The sequence below is a fragment of the Enterococcus sp. DIV0712 genome (genome assembly GCF_050554855.1).
In the GTDB taxonomy this organism is placed as follows: domain Bacteria; phylum Bacillota; class Bacilli; order Lactobacillales; family Enterococcaceae; genus Enterococcus; species Enterococcus faecalis.
Map to the genome: position 1 here is coordinate 1,034,695 of NZ_CP187333.1, position 12,801 is coordinate 1,047,495.

Here is a 12,801-nt window from a genome sequence, read left to right on the forward strand (position 1 = left end):
TTTTTACACCAAGCAAAAGTCCCAGCGCCGCTAATCGGCATTGGGACTTTTGCTTGGTTTTTATTTTATAGTAACTTTTGGGCTTTTTGGGTGTTTGCAAAATGCAGCTTCGCGTAGTTCGCTAATAAGTCTAGGCCGCCTTTTTTCAAAATACGGGCGGCTACTTGGTCTGATTTGCTGCCGGCACCAGAGGGCACAGAGAAACCCAATTCTGCAGATTCTTTGTCTAACTCTTCTAAAAAAGCAGCGCGGCTAATAATAGAGGCGGCAGCAACAGCAACATGATACTGCTCTCCTTTAGTGACGAAGAACAATTTTTCAGTGACTTGATTTTTTTCATTACGAACATATTTCCGATAATTCTTTTCAGGGGTGAATTGGTCAATCAAAATCCCTTCTGGCTTTGTGGGAGCCAATTCTTGTAGCAACAGATAAATCGCTTGGTTATGCAAAGCGACTTTCATGTGTACAGCATTGTAGTTTGGTTGAATCTCATTGTATTTTTTTGGTTCAACGATTAATAACTTGTAAGGAATCAGTTCTTTAATGACATGTGACAATTGAATAATTTGTGGGTCGGTTAATTCTTTGGAATCACGAACACCCAATGCTTTTAGTTTGCTAATCATGCTTTTGTCAACATAGGCAGCACAGACAGTTACAGGACCAAAATAGCTACCATTACCGACTTCATCGGAACCTATCACAGACCAGTTGCCAAAATCAGCAGGCAGTGTAGTAGTCTGGGGAGAAACTTTTTTCTTTGGTGTGGTACTCGTTCCTTCCCAACGAGCGGCCTCTTTTTCAGCTTGAGGTCCCTGAAACATGACTTTACCTGATTGATAAGCAGTGATGGTAGTGGTACCAACCTTGGCCAGAAAGACAGTATAAGGGACCGTTTTATTTAAACGATTGGGTTGATAAACAGTGGTCATCTCTGCTAATGTTTTTTTACTAACTTTAATTACGTGATTCTGTGCCATCAATTGTTCCTCATTTCTTGATATTTCTTCTTTACTATAGTAAAGGAAAAACAAGTAAATGAAAAGGTTTTGCGTTAGCTTGTTCCTGAAAATGACAATGTTTAGGAAATGTATAATTTTTTTCTATAGTTGGACGCTAGTTGTTATCTAAATTTTTATTCAGTGCTATACTGTGGGAGAGAAGGAGACGATGAAAGAGTCGACTAGAACAAGGGGTGATGTGTTTGAGAAGAAAAAAAGAAATGCAAGAAAATGAACCAATAGCAGTGACTGCTAACGCAGAACGCTATTATCCAGAAGATAAACAAGGCTTGACGGCCGCACAAGTTGAAGAAAGACAGCGAAAAGGCTTAGTCAATGCCGCCGTCGATACAGAGTTTATCACAACGAAACAGATTGTTATTAATAACGTATTTACGTATTTCAACTTAATTTTTGTGGTACTAGGTGTGTTATTAATGCTGGTACAATCTTATAAAAATATGACCTTTTTGCCAGTAGTAATCATTAATACGGTCATTGGAATTTACCAAGAAATTAAGTCGAAGAAAGTATTAGATAGCTTAAATATTCTAAATGCTACAAAAGTAACCGTTGTGAGGGATGGCCAAGAACAAGAAATTTCGCCAGATGAACTGGTTTTGGACGATGTGGTGCTCTTTAAATCGGGTGAACAGATTTCTGGGGATGCAATTGTCTTATCTGGTGAAGTCCGTGTGAATGAATCCTTGTTAACCGGGGAATCTGATGAGATTACCAAAGTAGCAGATAGCCAACTTTTGTCAGGTAGCTTTATTGTGTCAGGTTCTTGTTATGCAAGAATTGATAAAATTGGCGCTGAGGCCTATGTTCATCAATTAACGCTTGAAGCGAAATCAATTAAAAAAGGGGAACAATCAGAGATGGTCGGTTCCATTAACCGTTTGGTGAAATGGGTAGGAATTATTATTATTCCAATCGGCTGTGTTCTATTTTTCCAAAGTTATTTCATCAACCATCAAGGGCTTCATGACAGCATTGTCTCCATGGAAGCTGCCTTGATTGGGATGATTCCGGAAGGGTTGTACCTTTTAACAACCGTTGCATTAGCTGCCAGCACAATGCGCTTAGCGAAGCGCGGCGTTTTATTGCACAACATGAAAAGTATCGAATCCTTAGCACGTGTCGATGTGTTATGTGTAGATAAAACAGGAACAATTACTGAAAACACGATGGAAGTCCAAGAGTTGGTTCCTGTGGTGAGTATCGAAAATGATGGTACAGACTTAACCAATGTCGAAAAATTAATTGGCGATTTTTGCCGAACAATGTCAGCTGACAACGATACGATGAAAGCGATGAAAGAATTTTTTGTTACTAATAATCAGAGGGAAGCCGTTAGCTATACCTCGTTTTCGTCTGTCGAAAAATTTAGTAGCGTGACTTTCCCAGAAGCGACGTATATTCTTGGAGCGCCAGAGATGATTTTGAGAGACAATTATGAAATGTATCAATCTGAAGTGGAACATTATACAAGTCAAGGCTATCGCTTATTGGTGTTCGGAAAGTATTTAGGAGAATTTCAGGAAACGTTGACAGCAGAGGTACAACCTCTAGGCTACATTCTTCTTTGGAATCCGATTCGTAAAGAAGCCAAAGCAACTTTTGAATATTTCGCTGAACAAAATGTGGCTATTAAGGTCATTTCTGGCGATAATCCTTTAACAGTATCCAATGTAGCACAAGCGGCAGGCATTATTGGTGCTGAAAATTATGTGGACGCGCGAACATTAACTACAATGGAAGCCCAGACAGAAGCGTTAGAAAAATACACCGTTTTTGGTCGTGTCACGCCAGAACAAAAGAAACAATTTGTACTATTGTTGAAAAAATTAGATCATACAGTGGCGATGACAGGGGATGGAGTCAATGATATTTTAGCCATGAAAGAAGCAGATTGTAGTATTGCCATGGCTTCAGGAAATCAAGCTACAGCACAAGCCTCGCAAGTTGTGTTGTTGGATTCTGATTTTTCAACGATGCCGGAGGTTGTCTTTGAAGGTCGCCAAGTAGTTAATAACATTGAACGTTCTTCAAGTTTATTCCTTGTAAAAAATATTTTCTCCTTGCTGATGTCTGTCTTTGCTATGATTTTTGCCGTGACATATCCTTTACAACCGACACAAGTCACATTGATTAGTTTATTTACAATTGGGATTCCTTCGACATTTCTAGCTTTGGAACCAAATCATCGTCGCATTGAAGGGAAATTTCTTTTCAATGTGTTATCAAAAGCAATTCCTGGTGGGTTAACGGATATGTTAGTAGTCGGTGCCTTACTAATTTGTGGTGATATTCTTGCACTTCAAAAAACGGACATTTCAACGACTGCAACATTGTTGCTAGTTTCAGTCGGCTTTATGGTTCTTTATAAAATTAGTTCACCAATGAATCGTTACCGCAAGCGCGTAATGATTGGCTGTTTAATCGGAATGGTTATTACAAGTATTTCCATGAAAAACTTGTTCTCGTTAACTTCGGTATCGCCAACAGCCTTGTTACTTTTAGCCATTCTTTTCTTTGCAGCAGACTCAACTTTCCAACATTTATCAACCATTTCTGAAAAAGTTCAATTATGGTTTTATAAGAAAAGACATTAGGAGCAAAACACCGAGCCAAAATTATTTTGGTTCGGTGTTTTTTGTTTTTTATCGTTGGGAAAAATAAAAACACTTGCACCTAGTTAATCCTTGATAGTATAAACCTAACCAATTATTTTAGATAGGAAGGATTGAATAAAAATGAAAAAAAGAAGTTTTGTCTATTGGGGAATGTTTTTCATTCTTTTGTCGACGCTGATAACGCCTTTTCTGAAACTTGAAACAGGATATGCGCAAACGGAACCAACTAGTACCAGTGAAACCAATCAAATTTCTGCTACGCCAAATGTAGTACCGCGTAAACAAGTGGGCAACATTGTGACAGCGATTCAACTAACGGACAAAGAGGGAAACCCACTTGGGACCATTAATCAATATACAGACATCTACCTCCGAATTGAGTTCAACTTACCGGATAATACCGTTAATAGTGGGGATACGAGTGTGATTACTTTACCCGAAGAGCTACGTCTCGAGAAAAATATGACCTTTAATGTAGTAGATGATACAGGTGCTGTGGTTGCAATTGCACAGACCGATGTAGCAAATAAAACGGTCACGTTAACGTATACAGATTACGTAGAAAACCATGCCAATATTAGTGGGTCTTTATATTTTACAAGTTTGATTGATTTCGAAAATGTCGAAAATGAATCCAAGATTCCTATTTACGTCACGGTTGAAGGGGAAAAAATATTTGCTGGCGATCTTGATTACCAAGGTGAAGGCGATGATGTTAACGAAAAATTTAGCAAGTATTCATGGTTTATCGAAGACGATCCAACCGAAATTTACAATGTGCTACGGATTAATCCAACAGGGCAAACGTATACTGATTTAGAAGTGGAAGATGTGCTAAAAACAGAAAGTTTAAGTTATATCAAAGACACTATGAAAATTGAACGAGGACAATGGACACTGGATGGAAATGCTATTTGGCAGTTCACGCCAGAGGAAGATATAACTGGTCAGTTGGCTGTCCAGTATGGTCCTGGTGACCGCAATTTTTTGGTGCATTTTGGCAATATTGGGACTAACGAATATCGTATCACCTATAAAACCAAAATCGATCATCTTCCCGAAAAAGGTGAAACCTTCACAAATTATGCAAAATTAACAGAAAATCAAACGGTGGTGGAAGAAGTCGAAGTGAGTCGTGTCTCACAAACGGGTGGTGGAGAAGCTAATGGTGAACAATATGTTGTTGAAATTCATAAAGAAGATGAAGCAGGCCAGCGTTTAGCAGGTGCAGAGTTTAAACTCATTCGTAACTCAACCAATCAAACAGTGGCCAAAATCACAACAGATCAAAACGGAACAGCGATTGTTAAAGGCTTGTTAAAAGATAACTATACTTTAGAAGAAACCAAAGCACCTACCGGTTACCAGCTTTCGCAAAACAAGATTTCAATAACACCTGAAGACTTTGGTAAAAACTTAGTTGCACTGAAAACTGTTGTGAATCATAAGATTTCATATCAACCAGTCGCTGCTTCATTTTTAGCTGGAAAAGTTCTTTTAGGAAAACCACTGAAGGATGCTGAATTTCAATTTGAATTGTTAGATGAGAAAGGTACAGTACTAGAAACGGTTAGTAACGATACTTTAGGGAAAATTCAATTTTCACCATTAACCTTTGAAACTCCCGGAAACTATCAATACACCATTCGGGAAGTAAACACGCAACAGGCAGGTGTTTCCTACGATACGCACAACCTTCAAGTTCAAGTAACCGTCGAGGCGCTTTTAGGAAATCTTGTGGCGACTACTCAGTATGATGGAGGTCAAGTATTTACTAATCACTATACGCCAGAAGAACCTATAGAAAGTACCACACCACCAACGAGTGGGACAACAGATACTACCACGAATTCAACCACAGAAACTACTTTAAAAAACCATGAAAAACAGGCGATTCGTAATAAGGAATTGCCAAAAACAGGAGAAACAAAAGAAAACGCGTTTCTTTTCTTAGGTAGCCTTCTTTTGATTCAAGGATTATTTATCTATTTTAAAACGAAAAAATAATCGCTTAGATAGTTTCAGTAATCGAGACAAAATGTGCAAATTTCGAGAGATTCAGCTTGTTCATTTGAGTTTGGAGTGGTTCTGTGCTATACTATCTTTAGCGTAATGATACTAGTTGGGAGTGAGCGGATTTCTGCTCACTCTTTTTGATGGAAAAGTCATCAGGACACGGTTCGTTACATCAATCTCGAAGGAGGCGAAAATTTTGAGTAGTGCTGTGGAAACTGTAACAAAGTTAGTCACACCAATCTTAGAAGAACAAAATTTTGAACTTGTGGAAGTAGAGTTTGTTAAGGAAGGAAAAAATTGGTTTTTACGAGTATTTATCGATAAAGAAGGTGGCATTGATATTGAGGAATGTGCCTTTGTCAGCGAAAAATTAAGTGAAAAACTAGATGCAATGGATCCAGATCCAATTCCGCAAGCGTACTTTCTGGAAGTTTCTTCTCCGGGAGCAGAACGTCCGTTAAAGAAAGAAAGCGATTATGAACAAGCGGTAGGTAAGTACATTCATATTTCTCTTTATCAAGCAGTTGATGGAGAAAAACAGATTGAGGGTACCTTAGTCCATCTTGATTCAGAACAATTAACATTAAGTGTAAAAATTAAAACCAGAGTGAAGGAAATGACTTTTGAACGTAAAAATATCGCAAAAGCTCGTTTAGCCATTCAATTTTAATCAACAGACTCGAATGTAAAAAAGGGTCCACTAAAAGTTTTACTTTTAGCCGGGCCTGTGACAAGTTTTAACGAGAAGTTTTTCCCTTGGAAGAAGAACCACTCGTTCAGCTTTAACGAATCCATAGGAGGAAAAGAAAAACAATGAGCAAAGAAATGTTAAATGCATTAGACGTATTAGAAGCTGAAAAAGGGATTCCTAAAGATACGGTGATTGAAGCGTTACAAGCAGCTTTAGTTTCTGCATATAAAAGACATTATGGACAAGCAAGCAACGTCGAAGTTGAATTTGAACCAAAAAAAGGCAATATTCACGTGTATGCTGTCAAAGAAGTAACAGAAGAAGTATTTGATTCACAACTGGAAGTTTCATTAAAAGATGCGGTTGCATTAAATGGTGCATATGAAATCGGCGACAAAATTCGTTTTGAAGTTACGCCAAAAGACTTTGGCCGCATTGCTGCCCAAACAGCAAAGCAAGTAATTTTACAACGTGTCCGTGAAGCAGAAAGAACAATTATTTATAATGAATTTAGCGAATACGAAAATGACATCATGCAAGGAATTGTTGAACGTCAAGATCGTCGTTATATCTATGTAAACTTAGGTAAAATCGAAGCAGTCTTATCAAAACAAGATCAAATGCCAAATGAATTTTACCAACCGCATGATCGGATTAAAGTTTACGTATCACGTGTTGAAAACACATCAAAAGGCCCACAAGTTTTTGTAAGCCGTAGTCATCCAGATTTACTAAAACGTCTTTTTGAACAAGAAATTCCAGAAGTTTATGATGGAATTGTTGAAATCGTAAGTGTCGCTCGTGAAGCTGGCGATCGTTCAAAAGTAGCCGTTCGTTCAACAGATCCTAATATTGATCCAGTGGGTACCTGTGTCGGTCCAAAAGGCCAACGTGTCCAAGCGATTGTGAATGAATTAAAAGGCGAAAATATGGATATTGTGGAATGGAACGAAGATCCAGCTATTTATATTAGTAATGCCTTGAATCCAGCTCAAGTATTAGATGTTATTTTTGATCCAGAAAATAGCAAAGCATGTACAGTTGTTGTACCTGATTATCAATTGTCATTAGCTATTGGTAAACGTGGTCAAAATGCGCGCTTAGCTGCTAAATTAACGGGCCATAAAATTGATATCAAATCAGAATCTGATATGGCTGAATTTTATGAACAACAAGCCAATCAAGAAGTTGCCGAAGTGGCAGAAGAAATGGATGAAGCAATTATCCATTCAGATATGACGGCAGATGATTACGAAAACTTGGCTGCTGAAGAAGCAGTTGTTGAAGCAGAAATTACAGAAGAATTACCTGAACAAGAATAACGTTTTTGGAGGGTGAAAAAATGAAAAAGAGAAAAATTCCAATGCGTAAATCGGTTGTTTCAGGCGAAATGAAACCGAAAAAAGAATTAGTCAGAATTACTCGCTCCAAAGAAGGCGAAGTGGCCTTAGATCCAACTGGTAAATTACCAGGACGTGGCGCTTACGTTGATTTGGATCCTGCGGAAGTCCAAAAAGCTTGGGATAAAAAAATTCTTGATCGTGTCTTAGAAACAAAATTAAGTGATGAATTTTATCAAGAACTATTGGATTATGTAACGCACCAAAAAGCCCGCAAAGAGTTGTTTGGCGATGGAAAATAAAACCAAAATTTTGAACCTTTTAGGTTTAGCAATGCGCGCCGGTAAATTAGTCACAGGCGAGGAATTAACCCTTAAAGATATTCGTGCAAACAAAGCGAAATTTGTGTTTGTTGCGCAAGATGCCAGTGAGAATACTAGAAAGAAAATCAAGGACAAAAGTTCTTATTATAATGTTCCTGTTAGCGAACTGTTCAGTCAATTCGAGCTCAGCCAAGCGATTGGGCGACCACGAATGGTTATCGGAGTAACTGATGCAGGATTTGCCACCAAAATCAAGGAATTACTAAAAGGTTAGGAAGGTGATTGCATGGGAAAAAAAAGAATTTATGAACTAGCAAAAGAAATGAATAAAGCAAGCAAAGACGTTGTCGATAAAGCGCATCAATTAGGTATGGATGTTAAAAACCATATGGGCGCAATTAGTTCCGAGCAAGAAACAAAGCTTCGTCAAGCATTCGGAGGAGGAAGTACCGTAAATACTCAATCAAAAGCAACAAACAACCAAAAGCAACAAACAACACAAAATAAACCAGCCAATAAGAAACCAATGAACAATAAACCTGGTGAACAAAGAAATAACCAAAATCGTCCAAACAATCAATCAACGAATGGACAACAAAGAAACAACAACAACCAAAATCGTCACGGCCAAAGCAACACACAAAACCGTAGCAATCAAACAAATACAAACAATCAAAACCGCAATACCCAAAACAATAACGGTTCTACAACGAATCAAAATCGGACCAGCCAAAATAACAATGGCGGGAACAACCAAAACCGTGGCGGCCAAAACCGTAACAACAATTTTGGTGGCGGTCAAAATCGTAATAACCGGAATAACTTTAATAACCAAAACCGCAATCGTTTCAACAAAAAAGGGAAAAAAGGCAAACATCAACAAGAATCAGCGAAGCCAGCAGTACCAGCACGTAAATTCCGTGAATTACCAGATGTTTTAGAATATACAGAAGGTATGAACGTGGCAGATATTGCGAAAAAAATCCACCGCGAACCAGCGGAAATCATCAAAAAATTATTTATGATGGGTGTCATGGTTAACCAAAACCAAGCCTTAGATAAAGATACAATTGAATTATTAGCTGTGGACTATGGCATGGAACCGCAAGAAAAAGTCCAAGTTGATATTGCGGACATTGATAAATTCTTCGAACCGGAAGCAGTTGTTGAAGAAAACTTAACTACACGTCCCCCTGTTGTCACAATCATGGGACACGTAGACCACGGGAAAACGACATTATTAGATACATTGCGCCATTCTCGTGTGACTTCAGGTGAAGCGGGCGGTATCACGCAGCATATTGGTGCCTATCAGTTAGATATTGATGGCAAACCAATTACGTTCTTAGATACACCAGGACATGCGGCCTTTACAAGTATGCGCGCACGTGGTGCCAGCATCACTGATATTACCATCTTAGTTGTTGCAGCGGACGATGGAGTAATGCCACAAACAATCGAGGCGATTAACCATGCGAAAGCGGCAAAAGTGCCGATTATTGTAGCAGTTAACAAAATTGATAAGCCTGGTGCAAATCCTGATCATGTGAAACAAGAATTAAGTGAACATGAATTAATTCCTGAAGAATGGGGTGGAGATACGATTTTCGTCAATATTTCAGCGAAATTCAATCAAAACATTGATGAGCTATTGGAAAATATTTTATTGATTGCTGAAGTAGAAGACTTAAAAGCTGATCCAACGCAAAAAGCAATTGGAACAGTGATTGAAGCGCGCTTAGATAAAGGTAAAGGTCCGGTTGCGACATTACTCGTTCAACAAGGAACTTTACATGTTGGTGATCCAATCGTTGTTGGTAATACTTACGGACGTGTTCGTGTGATGACCAATGACATGGGCCGCCGTGATAAAGAAGCAGGACCCGCAACTCCTGTAGAAATTACCGGATTAAATGATGTTCCTCAAGCGGGTGATCGTTTTGTGGTCTTTGAAGATGAAAAAACAGCACGTCAAGCAGGGGAAGAACGGGCTAAACGTGCGTTGCTTGAACAACGTTCAGCAAGTAGCCGTGTGACATTGGATAACTTATTTGAAAGCCTAAAAGAAGGCGAATTAAAAGAAGTTAATATCATTGTCAAAGCAGACGTACAAGGATCTGCCGAAGCCGTTTCAGCAAGTTTACAAAAAATTGATGTAGAAGGCGTTCGTGTGAAAATTGTTCACGCGGCAGTTGGGGCCATCAATGAAAGCGACGTAACTTTAGCCGCAGCAAGTAATGCGATTATTATCGGCTTTAACGTTCGCCCAACACCACAAGCGAAACAACAAGCAGAACAAGAAGAAGTTGATATTCGTTTACACCGTATTATCTATAAAGCCCTAGAAGAAATCGAAACAGCGATGAAAGGGTTATTAGATCCAGAATTTGAAGAAAAAATTACGGGTCAAATGACGGTTCGTGAATTGTACAAAGTATCTAAAGTTGGCACAATCGCTGGCTGTTATGTTACAGAAGGCTTTATTCGCCGCGATAGTGGCGTGCGTGTCATTCGTGATGGTATTGTTATTTATGAAGGTAAATTAGCAAGCTTGAAACGCTTTAAAGATGACGTGAAAGAAGTCAAACTTGGTTTTGAATGTGGCGCTATGATTGAAAACTTCAATGATTTACGTGTAGATGATGCGATTGAAGGCTTCATTATGGAAGAAATCAAACAATAATTTTAGTAATTGGAGGAAGACACTATGGCAAATTATCGTGACCGTCGTGTAGGTCAAGAAATCATGCGTGAAGTGAATGATATCTTGAACAAACGCATCAGAGATCCACGCGTCCAAGGCATCACTATTACAGATGTTCGTGTGACCGGTGATTTACAACAAGCAACGATTTATTACAGCTTGTTATCTGATTTAGCTTCCGAACAACAAAAAGCTCAACAAGGCTTAGACAAAGCCAAAGGACTGATTCGTAAAGAATTAGGACAACGGTTAACCTTGTATAAAACACCAGAGTTGATTTTTGAAAGAGACGAATCTGTCCAATACGGAAATCACATTGATGAGTTGATTCGTAAGTTGAATCAAGGTGAATAATTAAAAAGAAAAAGCACACCAGACGAATGGTGTGCTTTTTCTTTTCATGATTTCTTGATAAAATAGTCATGGAGGTGCAAAGATGAAAAGAATTGTTGCTTTCTATAAAAATGGAGATCGTTATTTAAAAGAAATGGGTTCAGGCAAGAGTTCCCTGTACTTTTTTCTTTTCTTCTTTGTACTACATAGTATGCGGGAACATATTATTCAGTTCATCGGATTTTGGCCGTCATTTATATTCGTCCTCATACTTGTCCCAAATCTTATGCTTGGCGTCGGACATATTAACCATTGGTACAAAAACCGCTCTTGAATTTTCCAGAATACTTTTAAGCATGGAACAAAATCCTTATTGATTTTGTTCCATGCTTTTTAAGTTAACCCAGTATTTAATACCATCACAGAATAATCCCTAAATTCAAAAATCCGTCCTTTATAAAGATAAGTGGCGCCATACTTTTGTCGATAGTACGTAATCACATTTTTTAATGTTTCAACATCGATTTCCAAAAATTCAGCACAAGAATAATGGTTACTTAAGCCAGCTTCAGAGCAACGAATTAAATCGTCTAATGTAACTAATTGCTCTAAGGCCACATTGCGAGCTTTCAACTCTTGCTTCCGATTTTCTGTACAATTTTGATTTAAAATAGTGCCAACGGATGTTTGATAATGCCCGTATTCCTCGGCTAAAATGTTCTTCTTTTGACGGGTACTCAATGTTTTTTCAATATAAATTTTGCCATTTCGATACAACCCATAACAACCTGTTTGATTGTATAAATCAATTTCTAAAACCGTCACATCCTTTTGAATGGAACTGACGAGTTTTTCATAATCATTCACTTTACCATTCACCTGCCATTACTTAATAAAAAGAGTAGATGGGAAGTTAATCCTCTTTTTTGTCAGAAGAAATCGATTGTTGATATTTGGCATCAATTTCATCCAAGTAATCGTGAATTTTCTCGATTTCTTCTTTTGAAAATATCTTTTCTGGATCCCCAGCGTGGGCAGCCAGTGTCATTTCGTCACGGCGAGGGAATGAGAGAATTTCTGCTTGCGTTTGTTGTTCGTGTAATTGTTGTTCGGCAAATTGATAAACGATGGCTTGTCGTTGGGGCTCTAATTTTTTATAAATGCGGTCGATAGTTGAGGCATTTTTTTCCATGGGAACTTCTTGTCCCATCAACCAGGCCTCATTAATGTCTAATGCATCTGCAATGCGATAAACTTTGTCTTGTTTTGCTTCGTAACGACCAGCTAGCCAATCGCTGATCGAAGATTTACCGATGCCAGTTTTTTTCGCTAATTCACTAGGTTTGATGTTCTTGGCTGTTAAAGCTTCTTTTAAACGGATAGCAAAAATGTTCATATTTCCGAACCTCCTATTGCCTCAAAGTATACTATACCTGTTTAGAGAAGGCAAGTAACAATCGCAATTAAAATTAGCGGTTCATAAAACCGAACTTATGAGTTGACAGTGAAAATATTTGATGCTAAGATAGAGCCATTCGAATGTTCGGTTAACTGAACTATTTTTTTGAACACTTCGTTCGGAAAACCGTATTTTTGTAGAAAGGGTGAAGAAATGAGTCGGAATTATAAAAAAACGTTGTCGGATATGTTACTTTTAGCAATTATTTTATTAATAAGCAGTGTCTCAATAAAAATTGGAGCCATCGTGATTGGTATGATTGGCCTCATGGAATTACTAACAGAATAACAAT

At 38.2% G+C, this 12,801-nt stretch carries 12 protein-coding genes; 9 read left to right on the forward strand and 3 right to left on the reverse strand.

What is annotated here, in order from left to right; translation table 11 throughout:
* Positions 1-65 precede the first annotated feature (65 nt).
* Positions 66-983, reverse strand: coding sequence for a ribonuclease HIII (rnhC, locus tag IGL42_RS05035; protein ID WP_010710444.1), 918 nt, complete (start codon positions 981-983; stop codon positions 66-68).
* Between the two features lie 218 nt (positions 984-1,201).
* Here rnhC and IGL42_RS05040 point away from each other — a divergent pair, with 218 nt between their 5' ends.
* The 8 genes from IGL42_RS05040 (at position 1,202) to rbfA (ending at position 11,071) form a co-directional block, all read left to right on the forward strand.
* Positions 1,202-3,622, forward strand: coding sequence for a cation-translocating P-type ATPase (locus tag IGL42_RS05040; protein WP_002393199.1), 2,421 nt, complete (start codon positions 1,202-1,204; stop codon positions 3,620-3,622).
* A gap of 141 nt (positions 3,623-3,763) precedes the next feature.
* Positions 3,764-5,650: an Ig-like domain-containing protein gene (locus IGL42_RS05045; protein WP_010710443.1), complete on the forward strand. Its 1,887-nt coding sequence runs from the start codon at positions 3,764-3,766 to the stop codon at positions 5,648-5,650.
* A 205-nt stretch (positions 5,651-5,855) separates the two neighbouring features.
* Complete coding sequence (gene rimP / locus IGL42_RS05050) at positions 5,856-6,329, forward strand: ribosome maturation factor RimP (RefSeq protein WP_002357863.1); 474 nt, start codon at positions 5,856-5,858, stop codon at positions 6,327-6,329.
* Positions 6,330-6,472: 143 nt separating this feature from the next.
* Complete coding sequence (gene nusA, locus IGL42_RS05055; RefSeq protein WP_002357862.1) at positions 6,473-7,672, forward strand: transcription termination factor NusA; 1,200 nt, start codon at positions 6,473-6,475, stop codon at positions 7,670-7,672.
* Positions 7,673-7,692: 20 nt separating this feature from the next.
* The gene (gene rnpM, locus IGL42_RS05060; RefSeq protein ID WP_002363794.1) at positions 7,693-7,992 is read left to right on the forward strand and encodes an RNase P modulator RnpM; all 300 of its coding nucleotides are present in this window, start codon (positions 7,693-7,695) and stop codon (positions 7,990-7,992) included.
* On the forward strand, positions 7,982-8,287 hold the full coding sequence (locus tag IGL42_RS05065; RefSeq protein WP_002357860.1) for a YlxQ-related RNA-binding protein: 306 nt from the start codon (positions 7,982-7,984) through the stop codon (positions 8,285-8,287). Before rnpM ends, IGL42_RS05065 begins: the two co-directional genes overlap by 11 nt.
* 12 nt (positions 8,288-8,299) lie before the next feature.
* Positions 8,300-10,696: a translation initiation factor IF-2 gene (infB, locus tag IGL42_RS05070; protein ID WP_002357859.1), complete on the forward strand. Its 2,397-nt coding sequence runs from the start codon at positions 8,300-8,302 to the stop codon at positions 10,694-10,696.
* 24 nt (positions 10,697-10,720) lie between these two features.
* Positions 10,721-11,071 (forward strand): 30S ribosome-binding factor RbfA, encoded by a 351-nt coding sequence (rbfA, locus tag IGL42_RS05075; RefSeq protein ID WP_002360497.1) that lies wholly within the window; start codon positions 10,721-10,723, stop codon positions 11,069-11,071.
* Positions 11,072-11,443: 372 nt separating this feature from the next.
* Here the strand turns inward: rbfA and IGL42_RS05080 are convergent, their stop codons facing one another.
* On the reverse strand, positions 11,444-11,929 hold the full coding sequence (locus tag IGL42_RS05080; protein WP_002382232.1) for a toxin: 486 nt from the start codon (positions 11,927-11,929) through the stop codon (positions 11,444-11,446).
* A 34-nt stretch (positions 11,930-11,963) separates the two neighbouring features.
* The gene (locus IGL42_RS05085; protein ID WP_002357856.1) at positions 11,964-12,446 is read right to left on the reverse strand and encodes a helix-turn-helix domain-containing protein; all 483 of its coding nucleotides are present in this window, start codon (positions 12,444-12,446) and stop codon (positions 11,964-11,966) included.
* Between the two features lie 168 nt (positions 12,447-12,614).
* Here IGL42_RS05085 and IGL42_RS05090 point away from each other — a divergent pair, with 168 nt between their 5' ends.
* A complete protein-coding gene (locus IGL42_RS05090; RefSeq protein WP_075551614.1) occupies positions 12,615-12,797 on the forward strand; it encodes a hypothetical protein in 183 nt (60 codons plus the stop codon).
* The last annotated feature ends 4 nt before the right edge of the window (positions 12,798-12,801 follow it).